General features: G+C 73.7%; 17 protein-coding genes. 10 read left to right on the top strand and 7 right to left on the bottom strand.

The genetic code is table 11. The annotated features are described in order from the left end of the window. The first annotated feature begins 6 nt into the window (after positions 1-6). On the top strand, positions 7-918 hold the full coding sequence (locus tag O7607_RS12045) for an LLM class flavin-dependent oxidoreductase (RefSeq protein WP_269706953.1): 912 nt from the start codon (positions 7-9) through the stop codon (positions 916-918). Here O7607_RS12045 and O7607_RS12040 read toward each other — a convergent pair. Together O7607_RS12040 and O7607_RS12035 are read right to left on the bottom strand one after the other, a co-directional pair. After that, entirely contained in the window at positions 915-1328 is a 414-nt protein-coding gene (locus tag O7607_RS12040) for an ASCH domain-containing protein (protein WP_269703181.1), read from the bottom strand. The two genes, O7607_RS12045 and O7607_RS12040, sit on opposite strands and share 4 nt — an antisense overlap. 53 nt (positions 1329-1381) lie before the next feature. Beyond that, the gene (locus O7607_RS12035; protein ID WP_269703180.1) at positions 1382-1930 is read right to left on the bottom strand and encodes a phosphoribosyltransferase family protein; all 549 of its coding nucleotides are present in this window, start codon (positions 1928-1930) and stop codon (positions 1382-1384) included. Between the two features lie 159 nt (positions 1931-2089). Between O7607_RS12035 and O7607_RS12030 the strand changes: the two genes are divergently transcribed. The 4 genes from O7607_RS12030 (at position 2090) to O7607_RS12015 (ending at position 6345) form a co-directional block, all read left to right on the top strand. Continuing rightward, positions 2090-2722 carry a septal ring lytic transglycosylase RlpA family protein gene (locus tag O7607_RS12030; RefSeq protein ID WP_269703179.1) on the top strand — a complete coding sequence of 211 codons (633 nt, stop codon included), beginning with the start codon at positions 2090-2092 and terminating at the stop codon, positions 2720-2722. A 68-nt stretch (positions 2723-2790) separates the two neighbouring features. Further along, positions 2791-3918: a PP2C family protein-serine/threonine phosphatase gene (locus tag O7607_RS12025; RefSeq protein ID WP_269703178.1), complete on the top strand. Its 1128-nt coding sequence runs from the start codon at positions 2791-2793 to the stop codon at positions 3916-3918. A gap of 116 nt (positions 3919-4034) precedes the next feature. Next, entirely contained in the window at positions 4035-5891 is a 1857-nt protein-coding gene (locus O7607_RS12020) for an acyl-CoA dehydrogenase (protein WP_269703177.1), read from the top strand. 184 nt (positions 5892-6075) lie between these two features. Continuing rightward, positions 6076-6345 carry a DUF6458 family protein gene (locus O7607_RS12015; protein ID WP_013283345.1) on the top strand — a complete coding sequence of 90 codons (270 nt, stop codon included), beginning with the start codon at positions 6076-6078 and terminating at the stop codon, positions 6343-6345. A gap of 6 nt (positions 6346-6351) precedes the next feature. Here O7607_RS12015 and O7607_RS12010 read toward each other — a convergent pair whose 3' ends face one another. Then, complete coding sequence (locus O7607_RS12010; protein WP_269703172.1) at positions 6352-7218, bottom strand: aldo/keto reductase family oxidoreductase; 867 nt, start codon at positions 7216-7218, stop codon at positions 6352-6354. A gap of 129 nt (positions 7219-7347) precedes the next feature. On the opposite strand from O7607_RS12010, the gene O7607_RS12005 reads away from it, so the two are divergent. Beyond that, positions 7348-7758 (top strand): winged helix-turn-helix transcriptional regulator, encoded by a 411-nt coding sequence (locus O7607_RS12005; RefSeq protein WP_269703170.1) that lies wholly within the window; start codon positions 7348-7350, stop codon positions 7756-7758. 9 nt (positions 7759-7767) lie between these two features. On the opposite strand, the gene O7607_RS12000 is transcribed toward O7607_RS12005, so the two are convergent. Next, complete coding sequence (locus O7607_RS12000; protein WP_269703168.1) at positions 7768-8304, bottom strand: SixA phosphatase family protein; 537 nt, start codon at positions 8302-8304, stop codon at positions 7768-7770. 117 nt (positions 8305-8421) lie between these two features. Between O7607_RS12000 and O7607_RS11995 the strand changes: the two genes are divergently transcribed. Continuing rightward, complete coding sequence (locus tag O7607_RS11995; RefSeq protein WP_091413749.1) at positions 8422-8712, top strand: DUF6458 family protein; 291 nt, start codon at positions 8422-8424, stop codon at positions 8710-8712. A 70-nt stretch (positions 8713-8782) separates the two neighbouring features. Here O7607_RS11995 and trhA read toward each other — a convergent pair whose 3' ends face one another. Further along, a complete protein-coding gene (gene trhA, locus O7607_RS11990) occupies positions 8783-9460 on the bottom strand; it encodes a PAQR family membrane homeostasis protein TrhA (RefSeq protein WP_091413751.1) in 678 nt (225 codons plus the stop codon). Between the two features lie 75 nt (positions 9461-9535). On the opposite strand from trhA, the gene O7607_RS11985 reads away from it, so the two are divergent. From O7607_RS11985 to O7607_RS11975, 3 genes are read left to right on the top strand one after another with little or no spacing between them, the layout of a single operon-like run. Continuing rightward, positions 9536-10150, top strand: a complete 615-nt coding sequence (locus O7607_RS11985; protein ID WP_269703165.1) for a 5-oxoprolinase subunit B family protein — start codon at positions 9536-9538, stop codon at positions 10148-10150. Next, positions 10147-11010, top strand: coding sequence for a biotin-dependent carboxyltransferase family protein (locus O7607_RS11980; protein WP_269703163.1), 864 nt, complete (start codon positions 10147-10149; stop codon positions 11008-11010). The genes O7607_RS11985 and O7607_RS11980 overlap by 4 nt, the downstream gene beginning before the upstream one ends. Beyond that, entirely contained in the window at positions 10994-11743 is a 750-nt protein-coding gene (locus O7607_RS11975; protein WP_269703161.1) for a LamB/YcsF family protein, read from the top strand. The genes O7607_RS11980 and O7607_RS11975 overlap by 17 nt, the downstream gene beginning before the upstream one ends. Positions 11744-11803: 60 nt before the next feature. On the opposite strand, the gene O7607_RS11970 is transcribed toward O7607_RS11975, so the two are convergent. Continuing rightward, on the bottom strand, positions 11804-13636 hold the full coding sequence (locus tag O7607_RS11970) for an NHL domain-containing thioredoxin family protein (protein WP_269703159.1): 1833 nt from the start codon (positions 13634-13636) through the stop codon (positions 11804-11806). Between the two features lie 119 nt (positions 13637-13755). Continuing rightward, the gene (locus O7607_RS11965) at positions 13756-16617 is read right to left on the bottom strand and encodes an LppU/SCO3897 family protein (RefSeq protein WP_269703158.1); all 2862 of its coding nucleotides are present in this window, start codon (positions 16615-16617) and stop codon (positions 13756-13758) included. Between the last annotated feature and the right edge of the window lie 319 nt (positions 16618-16936).

The following is a 16936-nucleotide window of genomic DNA, read 5'->3' as shown; positions in this document are numbered from 1 at the left end:
GTCGGCATGTCCGACCCGGGTCGTACCCTGGCGATCATGCGAATCGGCATCGTGATCCTGCCCGACCAGCGCTGGTCGGAAGCGCGTCGGCGGTGGGCGCAGGTGGACGAGTGGGGCTTCGACCACGCCTGGACCTACGACCACCTGGGCTGGCGTGACCTGGTCGACGGGCCGTGGTTCGACTCGTGGACGACGTTGACCGCGGCGGCCGGCGTGACCTCCCGGGTGAAGCTCGGCACGCTCGTCGCGTCGCCGAACTTCCGGCACCCGGCGGCGTTCGCCCGGCAGGTGACGGCGCTGGATGACGTGTCCGACGGTCGGGTGCTGCTCGGCCTGGGCGCGGGCGGCATCGGCTTCGACTCGGCGGTGCTCGGCGGCGAGACGCTGCCGCCCCGGCAGCGCGTCGACCGGTTCGCCGAGTTCACCGAGCTGCTCGACGCGATCCTGCGGGAGGACGGCACGACCTGGCGCGGGGAGTGGTTCACCGCTGTGGACGCCCGCAACAACCCGGGGTGCGTCCAGCAGCCCCGGGTGCCGTTCGTGGTGGCCGCGAACGGGCCCCGCTCGATGCGGCTGGTCGCCCGGTTCGGGCAGGGCTGGGTCACCACCGGGCTCGGCGGCGACGACATCGAGGCCTGGTGGGGCACTGTGGCGGAGCTGTCCGACCGGATGACGCGGACGCTGGAGCAGGCCGGCCGTGACCCGGCGACGCTCGACCGCTACCTGTCGCTCGACTCGGCTCCGGTGTTCTCGCTGACCAGTGCCGACTTTCTCGCCGAGCAGGTGGCCCGGGCGGCCCGGCTGGGCTTCACCGACGTGGTGACGCACTGGCCCCGGGCCAGCAGCTGGTACGCCGGCGACGAGGCGGTGCTGGTGGAGGCGGCGGCGCTGCTGCCGGAGCTGCGCCGGGCCGGCTAGGTGCCGACGCTGCCCTCGGTGGAGACCAGCCGGAAGCGGAGGCAGACGATCCGGGTGTCGTCGGTGACCGGGGTGCCCTGCCGGGCCCAGTAGGCGCCGTGGCCCTCGCGCCACTCCTCGATCGACCGGTCGCCCTCGCCCTCGGCGCGGGCGAAGTCCCACGGCACGTCGGCGAAGCGCACCACCTCGACGCCCGTCACCTCGATCACGGCGAGGAACTGGTCGTTGTCGTCGACGAGCACCTGCCGCTCGCCGACGTACTCCAGTTCCTCGCCGTCCTCGTCGTATTCCTGCACGAGGCCGGCGGTGGCGGTCTTCACGCCGGAGAGCACGAGGGTGTTGAGCCGGGTGCGCAGCTCGCCGGGCGTGCCGAGGGCGAGTGCGCGCAATCCACCGATGCGGGGCCACATGCCGTCGACGCTACGGCACCGTACCGCCGTGGCTCATCCGGTTTGCCGGCGTCTCACGGCAACTGGTCGCCGGTGAGCAGGGCACGCAGCCTCAGCCGCCCGGCGACCTCGGGCGGGCAGGTCGCGACGAGGGCGGCGGCGCCGATCAGTTCGGCCCCGGCGTCCGCCACGACCTGGCACAGCGCGTCCAGTTGCGCGCCGGTGTCGACCCAGTCGTCGACCAGCAGCACCCGGTCGCCGGGGCCCAGCCGCCGGCCGTCCACGCCGACCCGCAGTTGCCGTCCCCGGTAGTCGGAGGGTGTGTCGGCCCAGCGCGTCGGCCCGACCCGGCGTCGCTCGCCACCGTCCTTGTACGCGGGCAGGAAACCGGCTCCGGCGGCGACCGCGACGAGCGGGCCGAGCAGCAGCCCGGTCACCTCGGGTGCGATCACGACGGTCGGGCGGGCGTCCGGAAACAGCCCGGCCAGCGCCGGCCCGACCTGGGCCAGCACGTCGGGGTCGCGCCACCACCCGGAGATGTCACTGACCAGGTGGGTGCTGCCCGGCCCGGGGTCGACCCACCGGAACAGCTCGACCAGGCGACGGTTCAGCACGGTCTCCATCCTGGCGGATCGGTGGGCCGTTCGGCCGATCGACGGTGGCGTGATCGGCTACACGTACCAGGGTAAATGCGGGCATAGCACCATGATCACGTTGACTTCGGAAGTGCTTCTCTCGTTACGGTCCGGGCCGGTTTGTCAGTTGACGAAAGGACCGGGCCGGTGGCTGCTAGGCACCTTCGTACCCGCAAGTTCTCCTCGCCCGCCGCCATCGCCGCGACCGCGGCGGTCGGTGTGGCGCTCGCGGTCGGCGGTACCGTCGGCGCCGTGCGGCTCACCTCCGCCGAGCCGCCCGCCGAGCCGGCCGTGGTCGAGGCGCTGCCCAGCACGCCCGCCCCCACGTCGGCCTCGCCCTCGCCGAGCGCGTCGGCCTCGCCCAGCGCGAGCCCCAGCCCGTCGCCGAAGGCCACCGCGAGCCCGAAGGCGAGCCGTACGCAGGCGGCCTCCCGGAGCAAGGCCCGGACCGCCTCCCCGTCGCCGACGGCGAAGAAGACGAGCAGCCCGAAGGTCGTGGACAGCGGCTCCTGCGGCGCCTCCTTCTACGCCGAGGGTCAGATGACGGCGAACGGCGAGACGTTCAACCCGAACGCGCTGACCGCCGCGCACAAGACGCTGCCGTTCAACACGAAGGTCCGGGTGACCAACCCGGCCAACGGCAAGTCGGTGGTGGTGCGGATCAACGACCGTGGCCCGTTCATCGAGGGCCGGTGCCTGGACCTGTCCCGCGCCGCGTTCGCGACCATCGCCGCCACGAGCCTCGGTCACGTCGACGTCCGGTACGAGGTGCTCGGCTGACCGGCCACTCGGGCAGAACTTCCACGACCGACGGGCCAGGTTCATTCTCCCGCTCACGTCCATCAGGCATGCTGTCCGATGTACGCACGCAACCCTTCCAGCCGGGCCGAGGCCCGCTGAGTCCCGGATCCCGCGCCGGCCTCGGCGCGGCCCTTGCGCTGCTCGCGATCGTGGTCGCCGTGGAACTGGCCGACGGCCGTCCGGCGCACTACCTCGCGCTGATGGTGGTCGCGCCGTTCATCGCGGCGGCGCTGGCGTCCTGGCGAGTGGTGCTCGCGGTGGGCGGGCTGGCCATCGCCCTCGGCATCGGCTTCGCGGTCGCGGAGCGGGGCAGCCCGCTGGTGACAGTCGTCAACGTGACAGCGGTCGGGGTGGCCACCGCGATCGCGGCGGCCACGGCGGCGATGCGCCAGCGTCAGGTGGACCGGATCGCCGAGCTGTCCCGGCTCGCCTCGGTCGCCCAGCAGGCGGTGCTGCGACCGCTCGGCCCGCAGGTCGGCACGCTGGCAGTGGCCGCCCGGTACATCTCCTCCACCGCTACGGCCGAGATCGGCGGGGACCTGTACGAGGTGATGGACACCCCGTACGGCGTCCGCATGATCATCGGTGACGTACGGGGCAAAGGGCTGGACGCCGTTCGCCTGGCCAGCATCGTGCTCGGCTCCTACCGGCACGTCGCGTACGAGCGGGCCGACCTGCGTGCGGTGGTCACCGACCTGGACCGGGCGGTGGCCCGCAACGTCGGCGACGAGGACTTCGTCACCGCGGCCCTGGTCGAGGAGCGCGGCGGCACGCTCACCATCGTCAACTGCGGGCACCCGTCACCGTTGCTGCTGCGCCGGGGCGCGGTGATCCCGCTGGAGCCGCCCGCGCCCGCGCCGCCGCTCGGCTTCATGCCCGTGGTCCGGCCCCGGGTGGAGCGGCTGGAGCCGGGTGACCGGCTGCTGCTGTTCACCGACGGGCTGGGCGAGGCGCGCCGGGACGGCGAATTCTTCCCCACCGCCGACCGCGCCTGGCGGCTGCTCGGTCACGGCACCGTCGCCGACGGGCTGGCCTCGCTGGAGACCGCCCTTGTCGAGTGGGTGCACGGCCGGCTCGACGACGACATCGCGCTGGTCCTGATGGAGTACGTCGGCCCGCGCAGCGCCACCGCCGCCCCGGTTCCGAGCTGGGAGGTCGGCGCCGCCGACGGATGAACGGGAAGTGTGTAATCGCTGTCACTTCCGAGATCCGCTTGTCGTTGCCTACCGGCGAGTAATACAGTCTGGAGTTACTGATCGGTAACACCTGTCCGGAAGCGGGGCCAGCGAGCATGACCCACTACAAGAGCAATGTGCGGGACCTCGAGTTCAACCTGTTCGAGGTATTCGGGGCGGACCGGACGCTCGGCCAGGCCCCGTTCACGGACCTGGACGTCGACACCGCCCGCAGCTTCCTCGGCGAGGTCGACCGTCTCGCCCGCGAGGACCTGGCTGCCAGCTACTCGGACAGCGACCGCAACCCGCCGGTCTTCGACCCGGCGACGTTCACCGCGCCGCTGCCGGAGTCGTTCAAGGAGTCGTACAAGGCGTTCATGGACTCCGAGTTCTGGCGCCTGGACCTGCCGGAGGTCCTGGGCGGCACCAACGCCCCGCGCGCCCTCTGGTGGTCGCTCGCCGAACTGGTGCTCGGCGCCAACGCCCCGATCTGGATGTACGCCTCCGGCCCGTCCTTCGCCCACGTGCTGCACGTCGAGGGCACCGAGGAGCAGAAGAAGTGGGCCCGGCTGTTCATCGACAAGCAGTGGGGCTCGACCATGGTCCTCACCGAGCCGGACGCCGGCTCGGACGTGGGCGCCGGCCGTACCCGCGCAATCCAGCAGCCGGACGGCTCGTGGCACATCGAGGGCGTGAAGCGCTTCATCACCTCCGGTGAGCACGACCTGAGCGACAACATCGTCCACTACGTGCTGGCCCGTCCGGTCGGCGTCGAGGGCGTCGGCGGCCCGGGCACCAAGGGCCTGTCGCTGTTCGTCGTGCCGAAGTACCACTTCGACCCCGAGACCGGTGAGCTGGGCGAGCGCAACGGCGTCTACGCCACCAACGTCGAGCACAAGATGGGCCTGAAGGTCTCGAACACCTGCGAGGTGACCTTCGGCGAGCACGGCGTACCGGCCAAGGGCTGGCTGCTGGGCGAGAAGCACGACGGCATCCGCCAGATGTTCATGATCATCGAGTACGCCCGGATGCTGGTCGGCACCAAGGCCATCGCCACGCTCTCCACCGGTTACCTGAACGCGCTGGAGTACGCCAAGAACCGGGTGCAGGGCGCCGACCTGACCCAGATGGCCGACAAGACCGCCCCGCGGGTGACCATCACCAACCACCCGGACGTGCGCCGCTCGCTGCTGCTGCAGAAGTCGTACGCCGAGGGCCTGCGCGCGCTGGTCTGCTACACCGCGAGCTGGCAGGACAAGGTCGCGATCGCCGAGGCGGCCGGTGACGAGAAGGCCACCAAGCTGGCCAAGCGGGTCAACGACCTGCTGCTGCCGCTGGTCAAGGGCGTCGGCTCGGAGCGTGCGTACGAGCTGCTCGGCCACGAGTCGCTGCAGACCTACGGCGGTTCCGGCTTCCTCCAGGACTACCCGCTGGAGCAGTACGTCCGCGACGCCAAGATCGACACTCTGTACGAGGGCACCACCGCGATCCAGAGCCTCGACCTGATCTTCCGGAAGATCGTCCGGGACAACGGCAAGGCCCTGATGGCTGTCGCCGCCGAGATCCAGGAGCACATCGCCTCCGAGGCCGGCAACGGCCAGCTCAAGGAGGAGCGTCAGGCGCTCGGCAAGGCGCTCGCCGAGATCCAGAACATCCTCGGCGTGATGACCGGCTGGCTGGGCGAGGCCCAGGGCGGCGACACCCGCGCGCTCTACAAGGTCGGCCTGAGCAGCCGCCGGTTCCTGCTGGCGATCGGTGACCTGGTGGTCGGCTGGCTGCTCCAGAAGCAGGCGGACGTGGCGCTGAAGGCGCTGGCCGGCGAGGTCTCCGCGGCCGACAAGTCCTTCTACACCGGCAAGGTCGCCGCCGCCCGGTTCTTCGCCCGCGAGGTGCTGCCCCGCATCGGCGCCGACCGGCGGATCATCGAGGGCACCGACCTGGAGATCATGGACCTCCCGGAGGAGGCTTTCTGAGCCCTTCCGGGGGCTTTCACCCCTGAAGCGTCACTCTCCCCCTCATGACGACGGCCGGCGGGCACCAGCCCGCCGGCCGTCGTCGTGCGTGCGCCACGGGTGGATAGGCGGGCCGGTGGCGGGTAACCGTCGCGGACCACGACCGAGTACGCCCAAGGCCATCGCACGGGGGAGTGCAGCGCACATGGGCATTGGTAGCGCCATCTTTCTCATCGCGCTCGGCGCGATCATGACCTTCGCCATCCGGGCCAACGTCTGGTGGATCGACCTGCGCGCGGTCGGCTGGGTGTTCATCCTGGCCGGGCTGGGCGTCCTGCTGACCACGCTGTGGTTCTGGCAGGACCGCCGCAAGCGGGCCCGCACGCTCATCGTGGAGGAGAACCGGCTGTCGCATCCGACCGCGATGATGCCGCCGCCGCCCGACCCGCCGCCGCCGACGGCCCCGCCGTCCTGACGCGTCTCAGCGGCCGATCCGGTCCAGCTCGGCGAGGTCGTCGCCGGAGAGCGCCAGCCCGGCGCCGGCGATGTTCTCGCGCAGGTGCGCGACGGATTTGGTGCCGGGGATCAGCAGGATGTTCGGCGAGCGCCGCAGCAGCCAGGCCAGGGCGACGCCCATCGGTGTCGCCCCCAGGCGCTCGGCCACCGCCGACAACGCCGAGGACTGCAACGGGGTGAACCCGCCGAGCGGGAAGAACGGCACGTAGGCGACACCCTGCCGGGCCAGTTCGTCGATCAGGTCGTCGTCGTCGCGGTGGGCCAGGTTGTACCGGTTCTGCACGCAGGCGATCGGTGCGATGGTCCGTGCCTCGGCGACCTGTTCCGGCGTCACGTTGCTCAGGCCCAGGTGGCGGATCACGCCCTCCTGCTGGAGCGCGACGAGCGTCTCCAGCGCCTCGGCGAGCGAGCCGGGCTTCGGCCCCTCGGCGTCGCCGAGCCGCAGGTTGACCAGGCCGAGCGCGTCCACGCCGAGCGTCTCCAGGTTCTCCCGGACCTGCCGGCGCAGGCTCTGCGGATCCCGGGCCGTGGGCCAGCCGCCCTGCTCGTCCCGGTCCGCGCCGACCTTCGTGACGATGTGCAGCGTCTCCGGGTACGGGTGCAGCGCCTCCCGGATCAGCCGGTTGGTGACGTGCGGCCCGTACGCCGCGCTGGTGTCGATGTGGGTGATGCCGAGCGCGACCGCCTCACGCAACACGGCCAGGGCGCCCTCGTGGTCGGCCGGTGGTCCCATGACCCAGGGGCCGGCGAGTTGCATCGCGCCGTAGCCGAACCGGGTGACGGTCAGGTCGCCCAGCGTCCAGGTGCCGCCGGGAAGGGTGGTGCGGGCCATGCGTGTACCTCTCGTCGTTTTCGCGACGCCGCCGGATCGCGGCGCCCGGCCTCCACTATCAGCGTGTAACTTTCCGTCGGGAAGTAGGCACCTCAAAGTGCGTAGCTCACCGAGGCGGCAGGAGCAGAGATGAGCAAGGCCGAGTACGACGCGTTCCTGGCCGGGTGCCCCAGCCGGCAACTGCTCGACCGGATCACCGACAAGTGGGTCACGCTGGTGCTGGCCGCGTTGCGCAGCGACGGCTCACACCGGTTCGGGGCGGACTGCGCCGGCGAGCCGCGCCCGAGGCGATACTCCGAGCTGTTCCGCACGCTCCCCGGGGTCAGCCAGAAGATGCTCACCCAGACGCTGCGCGCCCTGGAACGCGACGGCATGATCACCCGCACCGTGGAGCCGACGGTGCCGGTGACTGTCACCTACGAGCTGACCGACCTCGGGTACTCCCTGCACGAGATGATCCGCGGCTTGAAGTCCTGGGCGGAGGCGCACATGGACGACGTGCTCGCCAGTCGGGCGGCGTACGACACCCGCGTCGGCTGAGGCCGGCCCTCAGGCGCGCGCGGTGTGGCGGCCGGTGATCGGCGCGTTCCCCGGCGCGAGGTCGGCCCAGCGGGTCGTCGGCCGGTGCACCACCAGGTCGGTGGTCCGCAGCCCGTCCGGGTCGGCCCGCTGCGGATCGAGCAGCGCCGACAGCAGGGAGATCCCCGGGTTGTGGGCGACCAGCAGCACCGTCCCGGCGGTCGGGTCGACCGTCCACAGCAGTTCCAGCAGCTGATCCGGAAGCGCGTCGTACGCGGTCACCTCGTATCGCACCGCGGGAGCCGGGCCCGCGGGACCGCCCTCCGGCGGGGCACCGCTCATGCCCATCGCCACGTCGTGCCAGGTCTGCCGGGTGCGCCGGGCGGGCGAGCAGAGGACCACGTCGGGGAGCAGGGCGTGCCGGGCCAGCCAGGCGCCCGCGGTGGCGGCGTCGGCGTGCCCCCGCGCGGTGAGCGACCGTTCCGCGTCCGGGAGGGCCCCGGACTGCTCGGCCTTGGCGTGCCGCAGCAGCACCAGCGTCCGCTGCCCGTTCCTGCCGTCCGTCATACCGCCCAGCTTGCCTGATTGACGATCAAAGCGCCTGGGTATGTCGATGAGTGCCGCTACCTCATCCATGGCCGCGGCGGGCAGGAAACGCCAGCAGGACGCCAAGGAGGCGACGTCATGGGCATCGGTGCCAGCATCTTCCTCATCGCGCTCGGCGCGATCTTCGCGTTCGCCGTCGACGCCAATCTCGGATGGCTGAACCTCAACGTGGTGGGCTGGGTGCTCATGCTCGCCGGCGTCGCCGGCCTGCTCACCACGCTCTACTTCTGGAACAGCCGCCGCCGTGTGGTGGCCGCTCCGGTACGCGAGCAGGTCGTGGCCGAGCCGGTGGTGCCGGTGCGCGACGACCGCGTCGTACGCGAGGAGTACCGCGAGGTGCGCCGTCCGGGCTCGGGCTACCCGGCCTGACCCCCGAGAACCCGAGGGCCCCGCAACGGTGCGGGGCCCTCGCGCATGTCCGGGGCCGGTCCGGCTCGGCTCAGGCGAACAACGCGAAGTAGATCGCGATGTGGTGGCAGATCGCCGCGACGAGCGTGCAGGCGTGGAAGAACTCGTGGTGCCCGAAGACGGTGGGCCACGGGTTCGGCCGGCGCAGCGCGTAGAACACCGCGCCCACGCTGTAGATCGCGCCGCCCACGCTCAGCAGCACCAGCGCGGTCACGCCACCTGCGTGCAGGATCTGCGGCAGCATGGCCACCGCGACCCAGCCGAGCGCCAGATAGAGCGGGGCGGAGACCCAGCGCGGCGCGTGCGGCCAGATCAGCTTGACCGCCACGCCCGCGATCGCGCCGCCCCAGACCAGGCTCAGCATGATCGTGGCCTGCCGGGTGTCCAGCAGCAGCGCGCAGAACGGTGTGTAGGTCCCGGCGATGAACACGAAGATCATCGAGTGGTCCATCCGGCGCATGATCTGATAGCCGCGTTCGGACCAGACCCGCCGGTGGTAGAGCGCGCTGGTGCCGAACAGCCCGCACACCGTGAAGCTGTAGATCAGGCAGCTCACCAGCGGTGCCCAGCCGGGACGACCGGCGGCGATCGAACAGAGCACGATGCCGCAGACGAGAGCGGCGAAGAACGCGTACGCGTGCAGCCAGCCGCGCATACGCGGCTTCCCGATGTCGGCCGGCCGGAGCCGGAACGGTGCGGAGGTCGTCACGTCATTAGGTTACGACAGCGTAGGTTACTTGCAAGTAGTGTGGACCGTCACCTCACCCGGCGGGAGGATGACCGGATGCGGATCCGGCCGGTCGGGGCGTACGCCCTTCTCCTCGACTGCGACGACGCGGAGCAGGCGCAGGCGTGGCAGGCCGAACTGTGGCACCGGCGCGAGGCAGGCGAACTGACCGCCACCGAGATCGTCCCGGGCGCGGTCACCGTGCTGCTCGACGGCGTACCGGACCCGGAGACGGCCGCCGCGCGGATCGCCGGCTGGCGGCCCCGCACCGCCGTCTCCGGCCCGGCCACCGCCGAGGTCCGGGTCCCAGTCGTGTACGACGGGGAGGACCTGCCGCGCGTCGCCGGCCACTGGGACACCGACGTGCCCGCCGTCGTCGACCGGCTGCGGCGCACCGAGTTCCGGGTCGCGTTCTGCGGCTTCGCGCCCGGGTTCGCGTACCTGACCGGGCTGCCGCCCGAGCTCGCGGTCCCCCGGCTCGCCACGCCGCGTACCCGGGTGCCGGCCGGCTCGGTCGCGCTCGCCGGCCCGTACGCGGGCATCTACCCCGCCGCGTCACCCGGTGGCTGGCTGCTCGTCGGCCGCACCGACCTGCCGCTGTTCGACGTGCACGCCGACCCGCCGGCCCGGCTCACCCCCGGCACCCGCGTCCGGCTGGTCGACGCGTCGTGATCGAGGTGCTGCGGGCCGGGGCGCTCACCACCGTCCAGGACCAGGGGCGGTCCGGGTGGGCGCACCTCGGCGTACCCCGCTCCGGAGCCCTCGACCCGGCCGCCCTGCGCCTGGCCAACCGGCTCGTCGGCAACGACGAGCACGCCGCCGGGTTGGAGATCACCATGACCGGCTGCGCCCTGCGGTTCACCCGGGCGGTGGCGGTCGCCCTCACCGGCGCCCCGGCCGACGTGGTCGTCGAGTGGCGGACCGGGGACATCCGGCCGGGGGATGTGGGACGGCCGCTCTCGCTCCCGGCGGGCGCGGTGCTGCGCGTCGGACCGGCCCACGCCGGGGTACGGACCTGGCTCGCGGTAAGCGGCGGGATCGCCGTCGAACCGGTGCTCGGCAGCCGCGCCACCGACACACTCTCCGGCCTCGGACCGCCGCCGCTGCGCGACGGGGACCGGCTGCCGCTCGGCACCCCGGCCGGCCCACCCGCACCCGTCGACGTCCCCGTCACCGGGCCGGTGCCGGACGAGCTACGGCTGAGCGTGCGTCCCGGCCCCCGGCAGGACTGGTTCACGCCCGAGGCGCTGGACCTGCTGTGCCGCGACGCGTACACGGTGAGCCCGGACAGCAACCGGGTCGGCGCGCGGCTGGCCGGCGCGGCGCTGACCCGCGCGGTGGCCGGCGAACTCTCGAGCGAGGGTCTGGTGCTCGGCGCGGTGCAGGTGCCGCCGTCGGGTCAACCGCTGGTCTTCCTGGCCGACCACCCCACCACCGGCGGGTACCCGGTCATCGGGGTGGTGGACGACGTGACAGCGCTCGCCCAGGCCCGGCCAGGCACTACGGTGACGTTCCATGGACCTCAACGCTGACCTCGGCGAGGGATTCGGAAGCTGGCGGCTCGGCGACGACCACGCACTGCTCGACCTGATCAGCTCCGCGAACGTCGCCTGCGGCTTCCACGCCGGCGACGCGGCCACCATGCACCGCGTCTGCGCCGGTGCCGCCGAACGCGGCGTCGCGGTGGGCGCGCAGGTCGGCTACCGGGACCTCGCCGGCTTCGGCCGGCGGCACATCGCGTACGACTTCGCCGAGCTGCGCGACGAGACGATCTACCAGCTCGGGGCGCTCGACGCCTTCTGCCGCCTGTACCGCACCCGGGTCCGCTACCTCAAGCCGCACGGGGCGCTCTACCACGCGGCGGCCCACGACGAGGGTCAGGCCGCCGCACTGGTGGCGGCGATCAGCGGATACGACCACGAGCTGCCGGTGCTCTGCCAGCCCGGCACCGTGCTGGCTCAGCTCGCCGCGGGCGCCGGACTGCGGGTGGTGGCCGAGGGGTTCGCCGACCGCAACTACCTCCCCAACGGCACGCTCGTGCCGCGCAGCTCACCCGACGCGCTGGTGACCGACCCGGAGCAGGTGGCCGTCCGGGCGGTACGGATGGCCGTCGAGCGGACGCTGGTCGCCGTCGACGGGACGGTGATCCCCACCCCGGTCGAGTCGATCTGCCTGCACGGGGACACGCCCGGCGCGGTGCGGTGCGCGGAGCTGGTGCGGGCCGCGCTCGTCGACGCCGGGGTCACGCTCACTCCGTTCGCGTGAAAGGAAGGGCCCCTTCTTAACGCCTCCGGTAGAGGAAGGGGCCCTTCTTAACACCTCCGGTCAGGCGTCCATGCCACGCAGCACCAGCGGCACGCGGGTCGCGCCGCCGGCGACCACCCGGACCGGCACGCCCCAGTCCTGCCGCGTCAGGTGGCAGGCCGCGTGCTCCACGTCGGCGTCACACGTCGCCGCCTGGGCGGTCACCTGCAGCACCCCCTGCGCCACGTCGCCGCTGACCACCAGCCTGCGGGACAGGTCGGTGGTCGTGCCCGCGCCCTCGACCAGCAGCTCCGGCGGGGACGCCGAGACCACCAGCCGGGTCGACGGCCCGTACGTCTCGTCGAGCTTCTGCCCCGGCGCCGGCGTGAAGATCACGTCCAGGGTCAGTTCACCGGCCGCCACGTCGGTGGGTTTGCGTTCCAGCCGGTGCCGGGGGCCGTCCACCGTGTTCGCGCCGGCCGACGTCAGCGCACCCGGGGCCAGCCGGGTCAGCCGGTGCGCGGCCGACTCGACCACCAGCACCTCGCCCTCCCCGGTGAGCACCAGGTCGCTCGGCTCGGCCAGCCCGTCCGCCACGGTGCCCACCTGGCCGGTCTCCGGGTCGAAGCGGCGCACCGCCCCGTTGTACGTGTCGGCGATCAGCACCGAGCCGTCGGGCAGCGCGCACACGCCCAGCGGATGCTGGAGCAACGCCTGGTCGGCCGGGCCGTCGACGTGCCCGAAGTCGAACAGGCCCTGACCGACGGCGGTGTGCATCTCGCCGCCGGAGACCCACCGGATCGCGCTGGTCTCGCTGTCGGCCACCCACAGGCGGGCGCCGTCGGCCGAGACCGACAACCCGGACGGCTGGGCCATCCACACGTCCGGCAGCGGGCCGTCGCGCAGCGCCTCGACAGTGGTCCCGGCGTACATGCCGGCGGTCCGCTTGATCGGGTCGAACCACCAGAGCTGGTGGATGCCGGCCATCGCGACGATCACCCGGTCGTCGTACCAGGCCACGTCCCAGGGGGAGGACAGGTCGACCGCGCGGGCGTCGTGCGCGTGGTCGTCGACTGTCGAGCGCCACTGCCGCCCGGTGCCGGCCACGGTGACCACCTCGCCGGAGGACAGCCGTACGCCGCGCAGCAGGTGGTTGACCGTGTCCGCGACCACCACGTCGTAACCGGCGACCTCGGCCACGTGCGGCGGCAGCAGGCAGAGCCCCTGCGGCTCGGCGAACGTGGCGGCGGAGGCCGGGCCGTCCGTACGCCCCCGGGAACCGGCGCCGATGCGGCGGACCACCGTCTCGCCGTCGGTGGCCAGCTCGACCAGCGAGTGCCGGGCCGAGTCGCTGACCAGCAGGTTTCCACCGTCGAGCGGCAGCGCCTTGCCGGGGAACCGCAGCACCGTGTCCGGCTCGGCGGGCGGCACGTACGGGCCTTCGCCCCGGTGCAGCGTGCCCTTCGCCTCGTGGGTGTCGATCAGGTCGTCGATCAGGCGGGCCAGTCCTTCGGCGTGCCCCTCGCCGGCCATGGTGGCGACCACGTACCCCTCGGGGTCGACCACGGCGAGCGTCGGCCACGCCTTGGCCGCGTACTGCTGCCACATGTCCATCTCGGCGTCGTCGAGCACCGGGTGGTGCACGCCGTACCGCTCGACGGCCGCGGCCAGCGCCGCCGGGTCCTTCTCGTGCTCGAACTTCGGCGAGTGCACCCCGATCACGACCAGGACGTCGCCGTACTTCTCCTCGAGCGGACGCAACTCGTCCAGTACGTGCAGGCAGTTGATGCAGCAGAACGTCCAGAAGTCGAGCAGGACGATCTTGCCGCGCAGGTCGGCCAGTGTGACGGCCTTGCCGCCGGTGTTCAGCCAGGCCCGACCCCGCAGTTCCGGTGCCCGTACGCGTGCGCTCATGCCCCCATCGTGCCGCACCGGCCGGGCGCGCTCCCGGCGATCCCGGGGTGAACAGACGCACACCGCAACGGCGCGGAGCGCCCACCCCGACGAGGGGTGGGCGCTCCGCGTACGTGTGGTTACTGGCCGGCGGGCTTCAGGCAGAGCACCCGGGTGGTCCCGCCGCCCTCGACCGAGACCGAGGGCTGCGACAGGTCGGCGCACTTGTCCTTGTTGTCCACCTTCGACACCACGCTGAACGCGCCCGGCTCGCCGCAGTCGGCGGCCACGGCGCTCGTGCCGGACTGCTTCACGCAGGAGCCGACCGCCGGGTCGAAGCCGTCCGACTTGTCGCCGACCTTGCCGAGCAGCGTCAGCAGGCCGAGCGGTACGGCGAGGATGAGCACCGCGGCGATCAGCACGGCGGCGAGCACCCGGCCGTTGCGCACCTTCGGCGGGGGCGCCTCGGTCTGCGACTCGGTGGCATCCGGCTTGAACGCGTCGAAGCGGCCCTGCTCCGGCTCGGTGCCGGGCCCGTCCTGCGACCAGGCCGGCGGGGCCTGCTGAGGCGGCGGGAAGGCGTTGCCGCCACCGGCCGGGCCCTGGCCGGGCACCGCCACCGAGGCGCGTCCTCCGGCGGGCGGGCCGAACCGGTCCGGCTCGCCGAACGGCTCGGGCCGCCCGGCCGGGCTGCCGAACGCCGCCTGCTGCCCACCCGGACCGCCGAACGGGTCGGGCTGACCGCCGGGACCGCCGAACGGGTCGGGCTGACCGCCGGGACCGCCGAACGGGTCGGGCTGACCGCCGGGACTGCCGAACGACTCCTGCTGACCGCCGGGGCCGAACGGTTCCGGCCGGCCACCGGGGCCGCCGAACGGGTCCTGGCCGCCGGGGTTGCCGTACGGGCTCTGCGGGCCGCCGAACGGGTCGCGACCCGTGCCGGGCTGCTCGCCGCCCGGGTGCACGCCGTTGGCGGGACGGGTGTTGCCGGGCGCGTCCGCGAAGGACGGCATACCGACCGGGAACGACGGCGGCGCGGCGGGCGAGGAGGGCGCGCCGGCGTACCCCTGCGGGCCGTCGGCGTCCTCGGACCGCGACTGCGGGCCGGGGCCGGGGAAGCCGTTGCCGTGCGGCCCGTCCTGGCCGGGGAACCCGGGCTCGTCCGGCTCGGGGGCGTCCTCGGGCTCCGGGCGGGCGGGACGGCCGTACACCCGGGGCTGCGGCGTGGGGCCGCCGGTCGGCAGCGGCTGGTCGGACGGCGGGGTGACCCGGCTGGCCACCGGCACCGACGCGCTCGCCGAAACCGGGCCGCCCTCCGGGGAGGTACGCGGTGCGGGAACGGCGGGCGACTGCGGCTCCTCGGGACGGGACGCGTTCCAGCCACCGTCGCCGCGCTCCGGCTCGTACCCCTGGGGTTCGTTGCCCGGGTGGTCGGTGGGCGACGACGCGGCCAGCGCGGCGCCCGGCACCCGCTGCTGCTGCGCCGGCAGCGGCACCGCGTTGCCGGGGGAGATGCCCGGCGCGGGGGCGGGCTGGTAGGCCGGGGCGGAGTCCTCGGACCGGCCCCACGCCTCGGCCTGCGGCCACGGCTCGGGCGACGGTGCGGCCGGACGCTCGTCCTGGTTGCCGCCCCAGCCGGCGGGTGCGTCGGTCGACGGCACGGACACGCTGGCGCGGGCCGACGCCTCGGCCGGCGCGGCGGCGCCCCAGGCGGGCTGCGCCGGCTCGTCCGCCGGCCGCGCGGGCTCGTGCTGCTGCGGTACGGCGGCCGCGCCGCTCCAGGCGCCGGCCTGCTCGCCGGAGTCACGCTGCTGCGGTACGTCGGCGCCGTCACCCCAGCCGCCGGACTGCCGGTTCGGCTCCCAGCCGCCCGGCTGCGCCGCCTCGGCGGGGTTCGCGGCGCGCCCGGCAGCCCAGCCGCCCGAGCGGTCCGGGTCCTCGGCGCGGGCCGGCTCGTCCCAGCCGCCGGGCCGGTTCTCGCCCTGCGGGGCGGGCCAGCCGCCGGAACGCTGTCCCTCGTCGTGCTGCGGCCCACCGGTCGCGCGCCAGCCGCCGCTGTCCTCGGCCGGGCGGTTGTCCTGATCGGACTGCTCCGGAGTGGACCAGGCGTGGTCCGGCCGGGCGGCACCGGGCACCGAGACGGCTGCGGCGGCACGGGCGGGCGGGTCGGCCGGCGGCCAGGTGGCGCCGGTCTGCTGACCCGGCGCCCAGGCCGGCTGGCTCTCCCGCGGGTTCCAGCCGCCCGAGCGGTTCGGGTCGTCGGACGCGGCGGGCTGCTCGTCGCGCGGGTTCCAGCCGCCGGAGCGGTTCGGGTCGTCCTGCTGCTGCTGCGCGGCGGCCCAGCCACCGGCGCGACCGGAGGCGTCCTCGTGCTGCCCGCCGGTGGGCGCGAAGCCGCCGGAGCGATGCGGGTCGTCCGCGGGGGCGGGCGTGACCCAGGTCTCGTTCGGCACGGTGGCCGGGGCGGGCACGTAGCCGGTGCCGCGGGCGGCCGGGTCACCGGACGGCGACCAGCCCTGCTGCTGCTCGCCGGCGTTCCATCCGGGACGGTTCTGCTCGGCGGCGGCCCAGGGGGCCGGCGACGGCTCGGCCGGGCTGCCCGGCGGCGTGGCGGCCCAGGCGGGCGGTGCCTGCTCGGCGCCGCGGTCCGGGCCGGACTGCTCCTGGTTGCCCCAGGCCGGGCCACCGGAACCGGACCAGGCGGGGTTGCCCTGGTCGTTGCCGCCCCAGGCGGGCTGCGGGACCTGGGCGGTCGCCCGCCCGGTCACCGGCTGCCCGGCGGGCGGGGCCCACGCGGGTGGCTGGTCGTCGTTCGCGGCCCAGGCCGGGGCCGGCTGCGCGGGCCGACCGGCCGGCGGGGGCGGTGCCCAGCCGAGGTCGGGTGCGCCGTTGTACCCGTTGTCCTGCTGCGCCGGCTGATCGCCGTACGGCACCGGTCCGCCGGTGCCCGGCGACACCTCGCCCGGCTCCTGGCCGGGGCGGTGCGGAGCCTCGGACGTCATGGGTGCGCCTCCTCCATCACAGGTCGGCCGCCGATGCCGGTCGGGGGGACCGTCGGCATGGCTACCGGCGTCGCCGGCGGGTACCGGCCGTGCGGGCTCCCCGCACCGTATCCGGTGGTCGCCCGGAGCCGCCCGGGGGAGCATCAGCCGTCACCGTCAGTCACCGGACGACGTCGATGGGTTTCACTTGCCCGCGTCGGCCCGGAACCAACCGGTTGGCGACCGTGCCAACCGTACCGGGCGGTGGAGCGAGGTGGAATCCCGGTGCCGACCGATGCCGATACGCCGAAGACCCGCCCGGTGTCGGGCGGGTCTTCGG

It is taken from the genome of Micromonospora sp. WMMA1949 (genome assembly GCF_027460145.1).
Lineage (GTDB): Bacteria > Actinomycetota > Actinomycetes > Mycobacteriales > Micromonosporaceae > Micromonospora.
Note: the sequence above shows the minus strand (reverse complement) of the source record. Positions and strands in the feature narration are given on the sequence as shown.

Coding starts and splice junctions, on each gene's coding strand:
- O7607_RS12045 (WP_269706953.1), top strand. CDS start 7: ATGTCCGACCCGGGTCGTACCCTGGCGATCATGCGAATCGGCATCGTG.
- O7607_RS12040 (WP_269703181.1), bottom strand. CDS start 1,328: ATGTGGCCCCGCATCGGTGGATTGCGCGCACTCGCCCTCGGCACGCCC.
- O7607_RS12035 (WP_269703180.1), bottom strand. CDS start 1,930: ATGGAGACCGTGCTGAACCGTCGCCTGGTCGAGCTGTTCCGGTGGGTC.
- O7607_RS12025 (WP_269703178.1), top strand. CDS start 2,791: ATGCTGTCCGATGTACGCACGCAACCCTTCCAGCCGGGCCGAGGCCCG.
- O7607_RS12020 (WP_269703177.1), top strand. CDS start 4,035: ATGACCCACTACAAGAGCAATGTGCGGGACCTCGAGTTCAACCTGTTC.
- O7607_RS12015 (WP_013283345.1), top strand. CDS start 6,076: ATGGGCATTGGTAGCGCCATCTTTCTCATCGCGCTCGGCGCGATCATG.
- O7607_RS12010 (WP_269703172.1), bottom strand. CDS start 7,218: ATGGCCCGCACCACCCTTCCCGGCGGCACCTGGACGCTGGGCGACCTG.
- O7607_RS12005 (WP_269703170.1), top strand. CDS start 7,348: ATGAGCAAGGCCGAGTACGACGCGTTCCTGGCCGGGTGCCCCAGCCGG.
- O7607_RS12000 (WP_269703168.1), bottom strand. CDS start 8,304: ATGACGGACGGCAGGAACGGGCAGCGGACGCTGGTGCTGCTGCGGCAC.
- O7607_RS11995 (WP_091413749.1), top strand. CDS start 8,422: ATGGGCATCGGTGCCAGCATCTTCCTCATCGCGCTCGGCGCGATCTTC.
- O7607_RS11985 (WP_269703165.1), top strand. CDS start 9,536: ATGCGGATCCGGCCGGTCGGGGCGTACGCCCTTCTCCTCGACTGCGAC.
- O7607_RS11975 (WP_269703161.1), top strand. CDS start 10,994: ATGGACCTCAACGCTGACCTCGGCGAGGGATTCGGAAGCTGGCGGCTC.
- O7607_RS11970 (WP_269703159.1), bottom strand. CDS start 13,636: ATGAGCGCACGCGTACGGGCACCGGAACTGCGGGGTCGGGCCTGGCTG.
- O7607_RS11965 (WP_269703158.1), bottom strand. CDS start 16,617: ATGACGTCCGAGGCTCCGCACCGCCCCGGCCAGGAGCCGGGCGAGGTG.